The sequence below is a fragment of the Nereida ignava genome (assembly GCF_047114695.1).
Classification (GTDB): domain Bacteria; phylum Pseudomonadota; class Alphaproteobacteria; order Rhodobacterales; family Rhodobacteraceae; genus Nereida; species Nereida ignava.
Genome location: NZ_CP112885.1, coordinates 406,565 through 422,235, shown reverse-complemented (window position 1 = coordinate 422,235; position 15,671 = coordinate 406,565). Strand labels below are relative to the sequence as shown.

The following is a 15,671-nucleotide window of genomic DNA, read 5'->3' as shown; positions in this document are numbered from 1 at the left end:
TTTTAATGACAGAGACCTCCCCCACAGATGGCGCAACACAAGCGACGGTTCATGTTCCGCTTGATACCAGAGCCTATGACGTGCGGATTGGAACTGGTCTGATTGCATCAGCCGGAGCGCAAATTTTACCTTTGCTGCGGCGGCCAAAAGTGGCTGTGGTCACCGATGAAAACGTGGCGTCGTTGCACTTGGATGCGCTGCACGCTGGCCTTGCCGAAAATAGTGTCGAAATGACATCACTGAAACTACCCGCCGGTGAGAGTACAAAAAGTTGGCCGCATTTGAGTAAAACAGTTGAGTGGCTGTTGGACCAAAAAGTAGAACGTGGTGACGTTGTTGTTGCTTTTGGCGGTGGCGTGATTGGTGATTTGGTAGGCTTTGCCGCTGCGATTTTACGGCGCGGTGTTCGGTTTGTGCAGATCCCAACGTCACTTTTGGCGCAGGTCGACAGCTCCGTTGGTGGTAAAACAGGCATTAACGCGCCCCACGGTAAAAATTTGATTGGCGCATTTCATCAGCCGAGTTTGGTGTTGGCGGATGTGGGCGTACTTGGGACATTGCAAAGCCGTGATTTTTTGGCAGGCTACGGTGAAGTCGTGAAATATGGACTTCTGGGAAGTGCCGCGTTTTTTGAATGGCTTGAAGAAAATGCACCGGCAATGGCTGCAGGAGATGTTGATTTGCGCATTGAGGCCGTGCGCCGTTCTGTTCAGATGAAAGCTGATATTGTGGTGCGGGATGAGACAGAGCAGGGGGATCGTGCTCTGCTAAACCTTGGGCACACGTTTTGCCATGCACTTGAAACCGCCACAGACTATGCGTCGGACCGCCTTTTGCACGGTGAGGGCGTTGCGATTGGTTGCGCCTTGGCTTTTGAGGCTTCAATGCGGTTGGGGCTGTGTGCTCAAGAAGCGCCAAGCCGGGTGCGCGCGCATTTGCGGGCAATGGGTATGAAAGTTGATCTGCGTGATATCGATGGGGAACTCCCGTCAACTGACGCCCTCATTGAACTGATGTCACAAGACAAGAAGGTCATCGATGGGCAGCTGCGTTTCATTATGGCGCGGGGCATCGGTGAGGCGTTTGTTACCACTGACGTGCCTGTGGATGTGGTGCGCAGTGTTCTGGAAGATGCCCGATAGATAGGTGGCCCAACAAAGAAGGCGCCCGATTTACGGAGCGCCTTACATTAATTTTAACCTATAACCATTTGATTAAAATGGAATTTCATCATCTAAGTCATTTGAAGGGCTAGGCGCGCCGCCACCCATTCCACCACCGTATGATGGACCGCTATCGTATCCGCCGCCGCTCCGATCGTCGGCCATGTAACCGCCGCCACCGCCGCCGCCCATGCTGCCACCACCGTTGTTGTCACCGCGTCCGTCAAGCATTGTCAGCGTGCTGGTGTAGGGACGAAGAACTACTTCTGTGGAATACTTGTCTTGGCCGCTTTGATCTTGCCACTTGCGTGTTTCAAGCTGGCCCTCAAGGTACACTTTGGAACCCTTGCGCAGATATTGCTCTGCTACTTTGGCCAGCGGCTCGCTGAAAATCGCCACAGAGTGCCATTCGGTGCGTTCTTTGCGCTCACCTGTGTTGCGATCTTTCCATGTTTCAGAAGTCGCAATCCGCAAGTTGCAGACCTTGCCGCCGTTCTGAAATGTGCGCACTTCGGGGTCGCGCCCCAAGTTGCCAATCAGAATGACCTTGTTCACTGATCCTGCCATGTCGATGTCCTTATTGATTCCTGCATTTCGCGCCACTTTAGGCTTTATCGCGGGCTTCAGAAACACCCAATTGGGTGTTCCTGTGGTTACCCTTTGCGCCGTGGGTGGTCATCATATCTAAATTAACTATATTTAATGTTAATTAACCTGACGCGGACAGCCACGGCATTATCATGAGTTTTTTGAAGGCATCTTTGTTAAGTACTTTGTTTGTTGCCGCATCTGCGTTGGCAAGTCAGGCGTCTGATACAGATTTTTCTTCCAAATCACGTGCTTCACTTTTTGCGTCGCAGACAGATGTTCTGGATGGGCGGTCATCGAAACAATACGCTAACTCGGTCAGGCTACAGCCCAAGTCAGCCAGTATCCCGACCCGGACAGCGCGTGATTTGCGTTATTATGGAACTTATGACGGCCCGTATTTGAAGCTTGCCAAGGCAGCTGCACGCAAACATCGGATCCCAGAGGGGCTATTTTTGCGGCTTATTCAGCAGGAATCCGCTTGGAACAGCACTGCGCGGTCGAGCAAAGGTGCAATTGGTCTGGCTCAACTCATGCCTGCAACGGCGCGCGATTTGCGGGTTGATCCGAAGGACCCAAAACAGAACCTCGAGGGTGGCGCGCGCTACCTTGCAGAGCAGTACCGCACGTTTCGGTCGTGGCGTCTGGCGCTGGCGGCTTACAACGCAGGGCCAGGTGCCGTGCGCAAACATGGCGGCGTGCCTCCCTTTCGGGAAACACAAAACTACGTTCGTAAAATCTACGGAAGTTAACCACGTTGGCGTGCGGGCTGTAGCAAAGCGCGGCCAAATTTCACGGTTAACGCTGGGCCTGTCGCGGCAGAGCGTGGGGGTTTGGGTGTAGCGCGTGCCTGAGCGCGAAAACCTGTTGGGTTTTGGCCCGTTTGCTGTTGAAAAACACGTGTGAAGTAAGCAGCGCTTTCAAAGCCCACGCGTGCTGCGGCCTCTTGTATACTAACACCTGTGTCAGCAAGTAAACGCTGCGCTTCGTATAGTTTCGTTAGCTGCAAAAGACGTGATGCGGGGACGCCAAATTCTGAATTGCAAACACGAGATAGGTGTGTTGCGGTCACGCCGAGGGCCTTGGCATAATTACTGACCGTGTCCGATGTACAAAATTTGTCGGCCAGCAGCGTAGTGAAACCTGCCAACAGTGTTGTGGCGGCGGTCGGTCTTATTTGATCGTTTGGCATTCTGTTGCGCACCAACCAAACACCAAGTAACGCTGCATGGGCTGCTAATGCAGCTTCGTTGGCGGCGTGTAACGTTTGATCCAAGTTGTGCTTTGTCGGCCGCTCAACTTCATTCACAAGATTATCCCACAAGCCGTTTAGCACTGATTGTAATTTCACGTCCGATACGCGGACATATGCACTTTGAGTTGGCAAATTTGCTTCAGTGGTACTTGGCAGGGCCATGACTGAGCCGAATGTGCCAGCGCCAAGATCGAGAGCCATGAGGGTGTTTGCAGGCACAAATGCCATCGCCGCGCCTGAAATCACGCGTTTACGTCCACCGATCATGAATGATCCTGTGCCTCTTGTGATCCAAATGAATTGTGGCCAAGGAACTGAGTGGGGAAGTGACAACCGCCATTGCCCGCCTTTCGTAATTTGGGCAAACGCCCGTGGCCCTACGTGAAATGTAGGTGTCACGGCGGGGGCAGGGACTGTCTTTGTGAAGGGTGTTCGTGACATCAATAACCGAAAACTAAAAAACTAACGACGCCGCTAGGATGTTCGAAAACTATATTCCAAGCAAGGCTTTCGATCCTAGAAAGATCATTAGACGTTCGATTTATAACTGCGTTGCCTCAACCAGTAGGGTCGAGCGGCATCCATTTCCCCATACGCGTCCGAAACCAAGTCCGCTGACGTTTCGCGTATTGCCGCGAAGCGGTAACTGCCAACGTGCGCGCTTCCGCCAAGCTTAATCCGCCTTGCAAATGGCCGATCAACTCCGGTGCACCGATGGCTCTGGCGGACTGATCCGCGGGGTTCCAAGTGGCGAGATTTCGCTGTGCCTCGTCCAATGCGCCTTGCGCAAGCATGATGTCAAAGCGCCGTTCAATCCGTTCGTTGACCCAGTCCTTCGGGGCATCGATCAACATTGGATGACAGTTGGCCAGCGGGACAATCGGCGGTGGGGTGCTGTCTTGCCAGTCGCTTAGCGGGCGGCCGGTGGTTTGGGCAACTTCCCACGCCCGCGTCACGCGCATCGGGTTCGCAGGATCAATGCGGCTTCTGGTTTCATCGTCGAGTTCCGCCAAAAGCGCGTTAATCCCATCAGCCTCAAGACGTTCATTCGCAAGCGCGCGAATTGCGGGTGGTGTGGGGGGGATTTCGGCCAAACCTTCTGTCAGCGCGCGAAAGTTTAGACCGGTACCGCCGACAATAATCAGACGTTCATTCCCCATCAACGCCTTCACATCACGTAGCCATTGACCCACCGAGTATGCGTCATTCCCCGCTACATGACCGTATAATGCGTGCGGTGTTTGCGCCTCATCCTCAACACTGGGGCGGGCGGTCAACACGCGCCAGTTTTCGAACACTTGTAGCGCATCTGCGTTAACAATGATCCCGCCTTTTTGCGCCGCAATTTCCATTGCTAAAGCGGACTTTCCAGACGCGGTTGCCCCTGCGATCAAAACAGGCAGTTCCGTTGAAAGTGTCTTGATCGTGTCAAACATGAAAATGCGCGCCTTTTGGTCATTGAACCGGCGGGCGGTTTACTCCATTTTGGCGCAAAGACAAAGTGCAAGCGATCGCGGGAGACAGCACATGGCCGATGGAACCACGTTTAAGCGGGTTATGCTCAAAATCTCAGGCGAGGCGCTGATGGGCGACCAGGGATTTGGGCTGCATCCGCCGACGGTGGAGCGTATCGCCCGCGAGGTGCAGACCGTTCACGAAATGGGCGTCGAGATTTGCATGGTGATTGGCGGGGGCAACATCTTCCGCGGTCTTCAAGGCTCTGCCCAAGGGATGGAGCGAACAACGGCTGACTATATGGGGATGCTCGCGACCGTAATGAATGCACTGGCGATGCAATCTGCTCTTGAGGGGCACGGCATCCATACGCGTGTCATTTCGGCCATTACAATGAACGAAGTGGCGGAGCCTTATATCCGCCGTCGCGCCGTTCGCCACCTAGAGAAAAAGCGCGTTTGCATCTTTGCTGCTGGCACGGGCAACCCCTATTTCACAACTGATACGGCTGCGACTTTGCGCGCAAACGAGATGTCGTGTGAGGCGATCTTTAAGGGCACCAAAGTTGATGGCGTCTATGACAAAGATCCCGCCAAACATGATGATGCAGTGCGCTATGATAATGTTACCTATGATGATGTTCTCGCCAAGCGCCTGAATGTGATGGACGCCAGTGCGATTGCTTTGGCGCGCGACAACAGCCTTCCCATTATTGTCTTCAGCCTTGATGAACCCGGCGGTTTCCGCGGCATTCTGGCGGGTGAGGGAACTTATACGCGGGTCCATCAATAACGCCTCACTGGGATTAATTGCGCGCTGGATTGTGACGCGCGGCCGGCGCCTTAATCACAACACTGGATTGCAATGCCCTTCCAAGGTATAGCTTAGAAAACAAACCGTTAATAAACGAGCAAACATATGTCCGACGATTTTCTTCTTGATACTGATGACCTTGAGCGCCGCATGGACGGTGCAATCGCAAATTTGCGGGTTGAATTTGCATCTTTGCGAACGGGCCGAGCCTCCGGCTCAATGCTTGAGCCGGTGATGGTGGACGCCTACGGGTCCATGACACCGGTTAATCAAGTAGGGACGGTCAATGTTCCCGAGCCGCGCATGGTTACGATTAACGTTTGGGACAAAGGCCTTGTGGGGAAAGTTGAAAAAGCGATCCGTGAAAGTGGCCTTGGCATCAACCCACAACTGAACGGCACGATAATCATGCTGCCGATCCCCGAACTGAACGAAGAGCGCCGCCGCGAGCTTACCAAAGTTGCGGGCTCTTACGCCGAGAACGCCCGTGTCAGTGTGCGTAACATTCGACGTGACGGTATGGACCAGATCAAAAAGGCCAAAAACGACGGCATGTCCGAAGATGATCAAAAGCTTTGGGAATCCGAAGTGCAGGAAATGACTGATAAATTCATCAAGGCGGTCGATGAAGCGCTTGAAGTAAAACAAGCAGAGATCATGCAAGTTTAGCATTATCAAAGGCTTGCACTGCGTATTGAATGTATTTTTAGTAGGAATTTTTAGTAATGTTTGAAGATGCACAAAAAGGGCCCAAGCACGTTGCCGTAATTATGGACGGTAACGGTAGATGGGCGACCATGCGTGGCCGTCCGCGGCTTTTGGGTCATCATGCAGGCGCAAAACGAGTCAAAGAAATCGTGCGGGCATGTCCGGGCGTTGGTGTAAAATACCTTACTATTTTTGCTTTCTCCACAGAGAATTGGAAGCGTACGCAGATCGAAGTTTCGGGGCTGATGAAGCTTTTCCGACGCTATATTTTGCGCGAAGCGAATGATTTGTTGGCGGAAGGAGTCCGTGTTCGCTTTATTGGTGACCGGGCACGTCTTGACACAAAACTTGTGACAATGATGGATCAGCTTGAGCTGTTAACAAGCGCCAACAGCAAAGTGCACCTGACGATTGCGTTGAACTATGGTGGTCGCGATGAGGTTGCGCGCGCGACGAAGCGGCTGGCTGCAGATGTGCAGGCGGGTGCTTTGCTGCCTGGTGATGTGGATGAAGAAACGCTGCCTCGCTACCTTGATACACACTTCTTGCCAGATCCTGATCTTGTGATCCGCACCAGCGGTGAAGCGCGCATTTCCAATTTCCTTTTGTGGCAGTCCGCCTACGCGGAATACGAATTTATCGATACCTTGTGGCCGGATTTTACCAAAGATATTCTTGCGGATGTGGTGGCCTCGTATGGTGGCAGGTCACGCCGATTTGGTGGCGTTTCGGAACCAACTCAGGCATCAACACCCCTGACCAAAACCCCTAACCGAGACCTAGACTTCAATGATGCCGACCAAAACTGATGCCGCCAAATGGGATGATTTAAAGACCCGTACACTTTCTGGCATTGGAATGGCCGTTGTTGGTGTGGCGGGAATTGTTGCAGGTGGCGTCTGGTATCAGATGCTTACTGTGTTTGTGACGGCCGTAATGGTTTGGGAAGTTGCTATGATGATCCAACCTGACCGGCCAACGCCTGGCATGTTGGCGGCGGCTTTAACCGCATCCGTTTTGTCGGGTTTGCTTGCCAGTGACTACCATGTGTTTTTGCCACTTTTGTTGATCCCGCCAGTCTTTTTGATGTTGTCGCTCAAAAGCGAACGGCTCGCTGGTTTTTGTTTTGCATTGGGAATTTTGCTTGCAGGATGGGGCCTTGTGCATTTCCGCGAAACTTATGGGACCGTGTGGATCCTTTGGTTGGTCAGTATCGTGATCGTCACAGACATCGGCGGATATTTTGCTGGCCGTACGTTTGGTGGGCCTAAATTTTGGCCAAGCGTGAGTCCGAAAAAGACGTGGTCAGGAACTGTTGCGGGCTGGGGGCTGTCGGCGCTGGTGGGCTATGTTTTTGCGGTCAATACAGATGCAGGTGCGGCTCTTCCCATCATTTCTGTCGCGCTCAGTTTTGCAGGTCAGATGGGTGATATCGCCGAAAGTGCGCTTAAACGGCGGATGGGTGTCAAAGACAGCTCCACGCTGATTCCGGGCCATGGGGGCCTGTTTGACCGGTTCGATGCGCTGTTGGGTGCCTCCCTTGTAATGCTGTTGGTCGCGATGGTGCTTGATGTGCCGGGAGTGGCATTTTGAAACGTGTGAGCATCTTTGGTGCCACCGGAAGTATTGGTCAAAACACAATTGATTTGATCCGCCGCGCCCCTCATGAATGTCAGGTTGTTGCGCTGTCGGGTGGCGCAAACATCAAACAATTGGCTCAAGATGCGATTGAGTTTGGGGCAGAGGTAGCCGTTACATGCTATGACGCGCGCCTTGATGAATTGCGTAATGCGCTTGCCGGAAGCGGAGTTGAGGCCCAGGCAGGCTCAAGTGCGATCAAGGAAGCGGCAGCGCGCCCAGCCGATTGGATTATGTCGGCAATTGTGGGTGTCGCTGGTCTTGTTCCAAGCCTTGAGGCTGTAAAACAAGGCGCCACGCTGGCGTTGGCAAATAAAGAATCCCTTGTCGCTGCGGGTCCGCTACTTATGCGCTTGGCCCGCGAAAATAATGCGACCATTCTGCCTGTTGATAGCGAACACTCAGCTGTTTTTCAGGCGCTGATCGGTGAAGATATGTCTGCTGTTGAGCGCGTCATAATTACCGCCAGCGGCGGCGCTTTTCGCGATTGGCCGATTGATAAGATCAGGGCGGCGACCGTTGCAGATGCGTCTAGTCATCCAAATTGGGACATGGGGCAGCGGATCACGATTGATAGCGCGTCTATGTTTAATAAGTCTTTAGAACTTATTGAAGCTAAAGAGTTTTTTGGCATTCTTCCGTCGCAAATTGAGACACTTGTTCACCCTGAAAGTATGATCCATGCGCTCGTTGGTTTTAATGATGGGGCTCTGATGGCCCACGTTGGCCCGCCTGATATGCGCCATGCGATTGGGTTTGCGCTTCACTGGCCTGAGCGGCGCAAGCTGCCTGTTGAGCGCCTCGATCTGGCCAAGATTGGATCATTCACGTTCCGTGCCCCAGATGAAGCGCGGTATCCCGCCCTAAGGCTCGCCCGCGAGGTGATGGAGCTTGGTGGGTTGTCAGGTGCTGTGTTCAACGGTGCGAAAGAGCGCGCGCTTGATCATTTTATCGCGGGTAGCATCGGCTTTTTGGATATGGCGCAGGTCGTTGAGCAGGTGCTGAGCCAAATGGACGCAGACAATCGCCTCAGAAACACCGATATCACCCTTGATACGGTGCAGGCCGCAGACCACATGGCAAGGCAGATCGCGGACATCAAAAGCAAATCGGTAGCCGCGTAATTTATCTAACGCACCAGCAAAAAGCGTGCAGATCGGGCGAATAACATCATGGATTTAGCAAGTCTTATCAGTGAGTTTGGCGGCATCGCCTACACGCTTTTGGCCTTTGTTGTTGCGCTTTCTGTGATTGTCGCGATCCACGAGTACGGCCATTACATTGTGGGCCGTTGGTCGGGCATCCATGCAGAAGTCTTTAGCCTTGGTTTTGGGCCGGTGCTCTATTCACGGGTCGATCGGCGCGGCACTAAATGGCAGATCGCCGCACTACCGTTCGGCGGGTACGTCAAATTTCTAGGTGACGCAAACGCTGCTTCTGTTGGAAGCGCTGAGGGTGAAGCGGCCCCTGCGCGCAACACAATGGCGGGCGCGCCTTTGTGGGCACGTTCTGCCACCGTGGCAGCAGGGCCGTTTTTCAACTTTGCACTGTCAATCCTGATTTTTGGTGGTGTAATCTTATGGGACGGCAAAGCTGCGGATCCGTTGACCATCGCTGAACTGCCGTCGTTGCCGCCGCAGATGCAGCAGGGGCTTCAGGACGGCGATGCGTTGATTGAAATTAACGGCTCTGATGTGACGACAACTGAAAAGTTTGCGGCTACATTTCGCTCGCTCCCCAAAGAGCCGATCCTCGACTATGTGGTTGAGCGGGACGGCATCCAACTTGAGGTTTCAGGGCCTTATCCATCGGTTCCAATTGTGACCAGTCTTGCGCCAAAATCAGCGGCACTGTCTGTGAACATGAAGATTGATGACGTTATAACGGCGATAAACGGGTCTCCTGTGTTTGCATCGGATCAAGTGATGGCAGCTGTCGTGGCGTCCGAAGGCGCGCCATTGCTATTGGACGTCTGGCGTGATGGCCAGGCCATGCAATTTACGCTGGTCCCGCGGCCGCGCGACACGCCACTAGAAGACGGAACGTTCGAGCGCCGTTGGATGATTGGCATCGGGATGGGTTGGTTCTTTGAGCCAAAAACAGAACCCGTAGGCATGGCAGAAGCTGTGACTGATGGCGTGCGGCTAACATGGGGTGTCATCACCGGCAGTTTGAACGGGCTTAAACAAGTTATCACTGGTGCGATCAGCACGTGTAACCTGAACGGCCCCGTAGGTATTGCCCAAACATCCGGTGCGATGGCCAGCCAAGGGGGGCAGAGCTTCATTTGGTTTATCGCATTTTTGTCTACGGCCGTCGGACTGTTGAACCTGTTTCCGATCCCGGTTCTGGATGGTGGGCATTTGGTATTTCATGCGTATGAGGCCATCACGGGCCGTCAGCCGTCAGCGCGCGCGCTTGAGATATTCATGGCTGCAGGGCTGACGTTATTGTTGGGTCTGATGGTATTTGCCTTGGGGCATGATATATTTTGCACCTGATGCCTGCCGTTTGATGCGCACGTTGCGGCGTTGCACGGGCTGATATTTGACATAGGTGAAGGTGGTTCTTTGCGCACCTCGCCTAATTTCGGCCTCATTTAGCTCCTAGATACATCACGATCGCGCGTGTGTGCGGTCATTATTTCAGGAGGCATCTATGCAAACAATTCATCAATCATATCGCAGCATGCGCCTTGTTTTGGACCTGAATTGGGACCGTGCGCTTTATCTCGCAACAATCGCTGCGGCACTCTGGGCAGGCAGTGTGATTGGCAGCGTTTTACAGTAACAATCACGGTCCACTTTATAACCTTTCGCGGGCTGTCAGATCGTTTTGACATCATGCTGTAGAAAGGATATTTCTGGCATCAGATTTTAGGTTTGCTGGGGATAGCTAATGGGTTTGCTTTTGGGTGTATGTCGTGCCGGAACAGGTACGATGAAACGAGCGGGCCTAGCGGCAGTGACTGCCGGCTTTATGTCTGGCGCTGTTTACGCGCAGTCTTTTACATTTGATAACGTCGAAATTGAAGGGAACGCCCGCGTTGAGGCGGCTACCATCCTGTCGTTTGCTGGCATTAGCCGCGGCGAGACGATCAGTGCAGGCCAGCTAAACGATGCATTTCAACGTGTGCTAAGTTCGGGCCTGTTTGAGGACGTAGTTCTGACGCCACGCGGCAGCACGCTTGTGATTGAAGTTGCTGAATTCCCCACAATTAACCAGATCAATGTTGAAGGTAACCGCCGCCTGAAAGATGAGGTTGTCCAAAGCTTAATCGCCTCGCAACCGCGCCGCGTTTACAGTCCGAGTGTGGCCGAACAGGATGCCGAACTAATCGCGCAAGCCTACGCGGAGCAGGGGCGTTTGGCCGCAACTGTTAAGCCAAGCATCATCCGCCGTTCTGACAACCGCGTCGATCTTGTGTTCGAAGTAACTGAAGGCCGCGTTGTAGAAGTTGAGCGCTTGTCGTTTACGGGCAACCGCGCTTATTCGGACCGCCGTTTGCGCCGTGTCCTGCAGACCAAACAAGCGGGTATCTTCCGCCAAGTCGTCAGCCGCGACACGTTTATTGAAGACCGCGTGAATTTTGACCGCCAAGTCCTAAGCGACTTTTACGCCTCTCGCGGTTATGTGGATTTCAATATCCAAGGGGTCTCATCCGAGCTGACCCGTGAACGCGACGCGTTCCTGATCACATTTGATGTCGAAGAAGGCCAGCAGTTCCGCCTTGGAGAGGTCAACGTTGTAAGCCTTTTGGATGATGTGGATACCGCAGAATTCGAAGATGCGCTGAAAGTCGGGCGCTCACCAGTCTATTCCCCGAACCTGATCGACATCAACATTGCCCGCCTTGAGCGCCGCGCGCTTGAGTTGGGCTTGAACTTTGTGCGCGCCGATCCGCGGGTGACGCGCAACGATCGCGACCTGACCCTTGATGTGACGTTTGAATTGACACGCGGTGATCGCATTTTCGTTGAGCGCATTGATATTGAAGGCAATTCGACAACGCTTGATCGGGTTATTCGCCGTCAATTCAAAGTCGTTGAAGGCGATCCATTCAATCCCCGTGAAATCCGCAATTCAGCCGAGCGTATCCGCGCTTTGGGTTATTTCGGCAATGCTGGCGTGCAGGCGCGCGAGGGCTCCAGCCCCAACCAAGTTGTGATTGACGTTGATGTGGAAGAACAACCCACCGGCAGTCTGTCGTTCGGGGCGAGTTTTGGCACTGCAAACGGTTTTGGCCTGACAGCTGAGCTGCGTGAGCGTAACTTCTTGGGCCGTGGGCAGTCAGTTTCGCTTGGTTTCAACACCACCGATGGCAGTGAATCCCTCAGCTTTAGTTTCAACGAGCCTGCGTTTCTGGACCGTGAGTTGGGCTTTGGTCTGTCAGGCAGCTATGGCACCACGGACAGTGATTTCGCCGCCTACAACACCGAAAGCGCACGTCTGTCCCCATCCATCAACTTCCCTGTGAGCGAAAACGGCCGGTTGAGCCTGCGGTATTCACTGGGGTTCGAGGAGGTGCTTGATGTAAGCGACGGCTCTGACGCGCGCTTGGAATCGTCGGACCTTTTGCAACAAGATCAAGCCAAGGGACGTGAGACAGTCAGCTCAGTTGGTTATACCTACAGCTTCGACTCGCGCACCACGGGTCTTAATCCTGACGCAGGTGTGATCTTCCGCTTCTCGCAAGACTTCGCAGGCGTTGGCGGTGACAAAGAGTATTTGCGCAGCACATTCTTTGCAGGGGCGACCACCAAAGTCCTGAGCGACGAAGTCACGCTTCGTGCAGTATTTGAAGGTGGTGCGCTGAACTCGCTGAACGACACCACAAGCGCTGTGACAGATCGTTTTGGATCAAGTGGCCGTCTGCGCGGGTTCGAGCCCGGTGGCTTTGGTCCCCGCGATCGTAACGCGCCTGCCAATGATGCGCTTGGCGGTAACTACTACGCAGTGATGCGACTTGAGGCTGATTTCCCAATCGGATTGCCGGAAGAGTATGGCATTTCAGGCGGGGTTTATCTGGATGCGGGCTCGGTTTGGGGTTTGGATGATGATCTGAGCGGTGCGATTGATGACAGCTTCTCACTTCGTTCTGCTATCGGTGTTTCAATTTTCTGGAATACCGCGATTGGCCCGCTTCGGTTTAACTTCTCAAAACCGCTCGAGTTTGAAAAGAACTTCGACAAAACGGAAACCTTTGATCTTTCCGTTTCGACAAGCTTTTGATGCTTAGGGATGTTTTTGCCTTCTGCGCTGTGCTTTGCATGGCCGTGGGTGCGGCGCAGGCACAAACAACGCGTGGACCCGGCTTTGACACAGGTGTGGTGATGAGCGCGGTCCTTGTGATCGATAGTGACCGCTTCTTCACCAACAGCGAATACGGCAAGCGCGTCGCAACCGATCTTGAGGCAGAGCGGCTACGCCTTGTACAAACCAAACGCGAGTTGGAGGCAGAGCTTGAAGCCGAAGAACAGCGGTTGCTTGAGTTGCGTGATGTCACACCAGCAGATGAGTTTTCGGCTATGGTCGATGTGTTTGATATCCGTGTCCAGCGCGCGCGACAGTCCCAAGATGAAACAGGGCGCGTGCTGTCACAACGATATGAACGGGCACGGGCCGAGTTCATCAATGAGGCCCTTCCGATCCTGGCCAACATTTTGGCCGAGCGTCGCGCAGTAGCGGTACTCGAGCGTGGCAGCGTCTTTTTGTCGGCGGATGCGATTGACATCACGGATGAGGCCATTCGTTTGGCTGATGCTGCCCTCGGAGACGGATCAAAATCCGACTAGGGCAGACGTTGTCAGTGTGCTCTGCGACCGCAGCCCATGAAACTTGCCGCCACCGCTGCGCTTTGCTAGGCAGGGGAACAAGATATAACGCAGGTGACTTTCATGAGCGACGCAGCCGAGACCGATCTAAAATCAGCAGATATTGGCTTGATCCAACGGATCATACCGCATCGCTATCCGTTTCTACTTGTTGACAAAGTTATTGATATTGACGGGTATCAATCGGCTGTTGGCATCAAAAATGTCACCATGAATGAGCCACATTTTCAGGGGCATTTTCCATCTAAACCTATCATGCCTGGCGTGACCATCATTGAGGCGCTCGCTCAGACGTCTGCTGTGATGGTTGGTGTTGCGATGGACATGGTCGATAAGGATTTGCTGGTTTACTTTATGGGGATCGACAACGCGAAGTTCCGGCGCATGGTTGTTCCCGGTGATGTGGTGCGTTTGGCCGTGGAAACCACCCGCGGCAAACCTGGCGGAAAAGTCTGGAAATTCCGCGGCGTTGCAACAGTGGACGGTGAGATGGCCGCTGAATGCGATTTCACAGCAATGATGGATTTGCCCAAAGCATGAGTGGAAATATTCACCCCTCAGCGGTCATCGAAGACGGTGCTGTCATTGGCGACGGTGTTGAGATTGGCCCGTTTTGCCATGTTGGGCCGCACGTTAAACTCGCGGATGGCGTCATTCTCAAATCACACGTGGTTGTGGCGGGGGATACCGAGATCGGCCCTGAGACGATTATTTTTCCGTTCTCAAGCATTGGTGAAATCCCGCAAGACCTTAAATTTGCGGGCGAACAGACAAAGCTGATCGTAGGTGCGCGGAACCGCATTCGCGAACACGTGACGATGAACACCGGCACGTCCGGCGGCGGCGGCGTGACGCGCGTTGGGGATGACGGGTTGTTTATGGCGGGCTGTCATGTTGCTCATGATGCGATCATTGGCGACCGTGTGGTGATTGTGAACCAGACAGCAATCGCGGGGCATTGCGTGATAGAGGACGATGTTATCATTGGTGGGCTCTGCGGCATCCACCAGTTTGTGCGCATCGGTACGGGCGCTATCATCGGGGCGCTTTCAATGGTGACAAATGATGTGATCCCACATGGATTGGTCCAAGGCCCACGGGGCGAGTTGGATGGTCTCAACCTTGTTGGGTTGAAGCGCAAAGGCGTCGCACGTGCGGATATCACCGCATTGAGGGTGGCTTTTCAAACGCTGAAGCAAGGCGAGGGCAGTTTTGCCGAACGCGCCGCGCGCCTGGCTCAAGACAGCGACAGTGATTATGTGGCGGATTTGGTGCGTTTTGTTACGGGCACCACGGATCGCCACTTCTTGACCCCAAAATGATTGCTCTGATTGCAGGGCAGGGCCAATTGCCTGTTGCGGTGCATTGCGCGCTCAAAACTGCGGGCCGTGCGCATGTTATTGCGGCAATGGGCGATGTTGATCCCAGTTTGCCAGATGTGCAGCCGTTTCGAGTGGAACAATTAGGCAGTTTTTTTGCTGCACTTACGGACCTTGGGGTAAGCCAGGTGTGTTTCGCAGGTGCTACCACTCGCCCACAGATTGACCCATCGAAAATAGATGCGGCCACTTTGCCATTGGTGCCAAAAATTGCGGCAGCAATGGCAGGTGGCGACGATAGCACTTTGCGCGTGGCGATTTCGCTTTTTGAGGACGCCGGTTTTGAAGTCATCGCTGCACCGCAACTTGTCGACGGCCTGCTACCGCCCCATGGGGATTTGACGGCTGTAAAGCCTTCCGAGGGTGATATGAAGGATATTGCACGTGCTCGTGATGTGCATGGTGCTCTGGCCGGTGCAGACGTTGGGCAAGCGTTGATCGTAGCCCATGGTCAGGTTTTGGCGGTTGAGGCGCTTTTGGGCACCGATTGGATGATGCAGTCTTTGCTACAAGCAGCACCTGCGCAAGACGTGGCAGATGTATTTTCTGATCCATTGGGTTTTGCCACGGATGTTTTGGCCGGACCAATCCAAGATGCCCCTCGCCGGAACCCTCGGTTGCCAGAAGGCGGTGTGCTTTATAAGACACCGAAGGCGGGGCAGGATCTACGAATTGACCTGCCTACCATTGGGCCGGAAACCATTCGCGGTGCCATTGCTCTTGGTCTGAACGGCATCGCGATCGGCCTCAATACTCAGGTTCTGGAGCTTGATAAAACCATCGCCGCCGCATCCGACGGTGGGCTGTTTTTACACGTGCTGACATAGGCGGCAGCGTG

The 15,671-nt window shown here is 53.8% G+C and carries 17 protein-coding genes; 14 read left to right on the top strand and 3 right to left on the bottom strand.

The window, feature by feature from the left end; all coding sequences use genetic code 11:
• The first annotated feature begins 5 nt into the window (after window positions 1-5).
• On the top strand, window positions 6-1,142 hold the full coding sequence (gene aroB, locus OLX08_RS02025) for a 3-dehydroquinate synthase (RefSeq protein WP_391482155.1): 1,137 nt from the start codon (window positions 6-8) through the stop codon (window positions 1,140-1,142).
• Window positions 1,143-1,214: 72 nt separating this feature from the next.
• Here aroB and ssb read toward each other — a convergent pair whose 3' ends face one another.
• Window positions 1,215-1,730 carry a single-stranded DNA-binding protein gene (gene ssb / locus OLX08_RS02020; RefSeq protein ID WP_048597611.1) on the bottom strand — a complete coding sequence of 172 codons (516 nt, stop codon included), beginning with the start codon at window positions 1,728-1,730 and terminating at the stop codon, window positions 1,215-1,217.
• 173 nt (window positions 1,731-1,903) lie between these two features.
• Between ssb and OLX08_RS02015 the strand changes: the two genes are divergently transcribed.
• Window positions 1,904-2,503 carry a lytic transglycosylase domain-containing protein gene (locus OLX08_RS02015; protein ID WP_391482153.1) on the top strand — a complete coding sequence of 200 codons (600 nt, stop codon included), beginning with the start codon at window positions 1,904-1,906 and terminating at the stop codon, window positions 2,501-2,503.
• Here the strand turns inward: OLX08_RS02015 and OLX08_RS02010 are convergent.
• A complete protein-coding gene (locus OLX08_RS02010) occupies window positions 2,500-3,447 on the bottom strand; it encodes a helix-turn-helix domain-containing protein (RefSeq protein ID WP_391482151.1) in 948 nt (315 codons plus the stop codon). The two genes, OLX08_RS02015 and OLX08_RS02010, sit on opposite strands and share 4 nt — an antisense overlap.
• A 116-nt stretch (window positions 3,448-3,563) precedes the next feature.
• Complete coding sequence (gene miaA / locus OLX08_RS02005; RefSeq protein ID WP_391482149.1) at window positions 3,564-4,442, bottom strand: tRNA (adenosine(37)-N6)-dimethylallyltransferase MiaA; 879 nt, start codon at window positions 4,440-4,442, stop codon at window positions 3,564-3,566.
• Between the two features lie 91 nt (window positions 4,443-4,533).
• On the opposite strand from miaA, the gene pyrH reads away from it, so the two are divergent.
• From pyrH to OLX08_RS01945, 12 genes are all read left to right on the top strand, one after another.
• Entirely contained in the window at window positions 4,534-5,253 is a 720-nt protein-coding gene (gene pyrH, locus OLX08_RS02000; protein WP_048597724.1) for a UMP kinase, read from the top strand.
• Window positions 5,254-5,379: 126 nt separating this feature from the next.
• On the top strand, window positions 5,380-5,943 hold the full coding sequence (frr, locus tag OLX08_RS01995) for a ribosome recycling factor (protein ID WP_391482148.1): 564 nt from the start codon (window positions 5,380-5,382) through the stop codon (window positions 5,941-5,943).
• Window positions 5,944-5,999: 56 nt separating this feature from the next.
• Entirely contained in the window at window positions 6,000-6,791 is a 792-nt protein-coding gene (uppS, locus tag OLX08_RS01990; protein WP_391482147.1) for a polyprenyl diphosphate synthase, read from the top strand.
• Entirely contained in the window at window positions 6,775-7,575 is an 801-nt protein-coding gene (locus OLX08_RS01985) for a phosphatidate cytidylyltransferase (RefSeq protein ID WP_391483159.1), read from the top strand. Before uppS ends, OLX08_RS01985 begins: the two co-directional genes overlap by 17 nt.
• Window positions 7,572-8,744 (top strand): 1-deoxy-D-xylulose-5-phosphate reductoisomerase, encoded by a 1,173-nt coding sequence (gene dxr / locus OLX08_RS01980; protein WP_391482146.1) that lies wholly within the window; start codon window positions 7,572-7,574, stop codon window positions 8,742-8,744. The genes OLX08_RS01985 and dxr overlap by 4 nt, the downstream gene beginning before the upstream one ends.
• A gap of 48 nt (window positions 8,745-8,792) precedes the next feature.
• Window positions 8,793-10,121, top strand: a complete 1,329-nt coding sequence (gene rseP / locus OLX08_RS01975; RefSeq protein ID WP_391482145.1) for an RIP metalloprotease RseP — start codon at window positions 8,793-8,795, stop codon at window positions 10,119-10,121.
• 157 nt (window positions 10,122-10,278) lie between these two features.
• Window positions 10,279-10,410 (top strand): hypothetical protein, encoded by a 132-nt coding sequence (locus tag OLX08_RS01970; protein ID WP_267884453.1) that lies wholly within the window; start codon window positions 10,279-10,281, stop codon window positions 10,408-10,410.
• A gap of 108 nt (window positions 10,411-10,518) precedes the next feature.
• Window positions 10,519-12,852: an outer membrane protein assembly factor BamA gene (gene bamA, locus OLX08_RS01965; RefSeq protein ID WP_391482144.1), complete on the top strand. Its 2,334-nt coding sequence runs from the start codon at window positions 10,519-10,521 to the stop codon at window positions 12,850-12,852.
• A gap of 101 nt (window positions 12,853-12,953) precedes the next feature.
• Window positions 12,954-13,415 carry an OmpH family outer membrane protein gene (locus tag OLX08_RS01960; RefSeq protein WP_391482143.1) on the top strand — a complete coding sequence of 154 codons (462 nt, stop codon included), beginning with the start codon at window positions 12,954-12,956 and terminating at the stop codon, window positions 13,413-13,415.
• Between the two features lie 102 nt (window positions 13,416-13,517).
• Complete coding sequence (gene fabZ, locus OLX08_RS01955) at window positions 13,518-13,994, top strand: 3-hydroxyacyl-ACP dehydratase FabZ (RefSeq protein ID WP_391482142.1); 477 nt, start codon at window positions 13,518-13,520, stop codon at window positions 13,992-13,994.
• Complete coding sequence (gene lpxA / locus OLX08_RS01950) at window positions 13,991-14,776, top strand: acyl-ACP--UDP-N-acetylglucosamine O-acyltransferase (protein ID WP_391482141.1); 786 nt, start codon at window positions 13,991-13,993, stop codon at window positions 14,774-14,776. The genes fabZ and lpxA overlap by 4 nt, the downstream gene beginning before the upstream one ends.
• Window positions 14,773-15,660, top strand: a complete 888-nt coding sequence (locus tag OLX08_RS01945; protein ID WP_391482140.1) for an LpxI family protein — start codon at window positions 14,773-14,775, stop codon at window positions 15,658-15,660. The genes lpxA and OLX08_RS01945 overlap by 4 nt, the downstream gene beginning before the upstream one ends.
• Window positions 15,661-15,671 lie beyond the last annotated feature (11 nt).

Excerpts from the sequence above, each read along its gene's own strand:
- aroB (WP_391482155.1), top strand. The coding sequence starts at position 6 with ATGACAGAGACCTCCCCCACAGATGGCGCAACACAAGCGACGGTTCAT.
- ssb (WP_048597611.1), bottom strand. The coding sequence starts at position 1,730 with ATGGCAGGATCAGTGAACAAGGTCATTCTGATTGGCAACTTGGGGCGC.
- OLX08_RS02015 (WP_391482153.1), top strand. The coding sequence starts at position 1,904 with ATGAGTTTTTTGAAGGCATCTTTGTTAAGTACTTTGTTTGTTGCCGCA.
- OLX08_RS02010 (WP_391482151.1), bottom strand. The coding sequence starts at position 3,447 with ATGTCACGAACACCCTTCACAAAGACAGTCCCTGCCCCCGCCGTGACA.
- miaA (WP_391482149.1), bottom strand. The coding sequence starts at position 4,442 with ATGTTTGACACGATCAAGACACTTTCAACGGAACTGCCTGTTTTGATC.
- pyrH (WP_048597724.1), top strand. The coding sequence starts at position 4,534 with ATGGCCGATGGAACCACGTTTAAGCGGGTTATGCTCAAAATCTCAGGC.
- frr (WP_391482148.1), top strand. The coding sequence starts at position 5,380 with ATGTCCGACGATTTTCTTCTTGATACTGATGACCTTGAGCGCCGCATG.
- uppS (WP_391482147.1), top strand. The coding sequence starts at position 6,000 with ATGTTTGAAGATGCACAAAAAGGGCCCAAGCACGTTGCCGTAATTATG.
- OLX08_RS01985 (WP_391483159.1), top strand. The coding sequence starts at position 6,775 with ATGCCGACCAAAACTGATGCCGCCAAATGGGATGATTTAAAGACCCGT.
- rseP (WP_391482145.1), top strand. The coding sequence starts at position 8,793 with ATGGATTTAGCAAGTCTTATCAGTGAGTTTGGCGGCATCGCCTACACG.
- OLX08_RS01970 (WP_267884453.1), top strand. The coding sequence starts at position 10,279 with ATGCAAACAATTCATCAATCATATCGCAGCATGCGCCTTGTTTTGGAC.
- bamA (WP_391482144.1), top strand. The coding sequence starts at position 10,519 with ATGGGTTTGCTTTTGGGTGTATGTCGTGCCGGAACAGGTACGATGAAA.
- OLX08_RS01960 (WP_391482143.1), top strand. The coding sequence starts at position 12,954 with ATGAGCGCGGTCCTTGTGATCGATAGTGACCGCTTCTTCACCAACAGC.
- fabZ (WP_391482142.1), top strand. The coding sequence starts at position 13,518 with ATGAGCGACGCAGCCGAGACCGATCTAAAATCAGCAGATATTGGCTTG.
- lpxA (WP_391482141.1), top strand. The coding sequence starts at position 13,991 with ATGAGTGGAAATATTCACCCCTCAGCGGTCATCGAAGACGGTGCTGTC.
- OLX08_RS01945 (WP_391482140.1), top strand. The coding sequence starts at position 14,773 with ATGATTGCTCTGATTGCAGGGCAGGGCCAATTGCCTGTTGCGGTGCAT.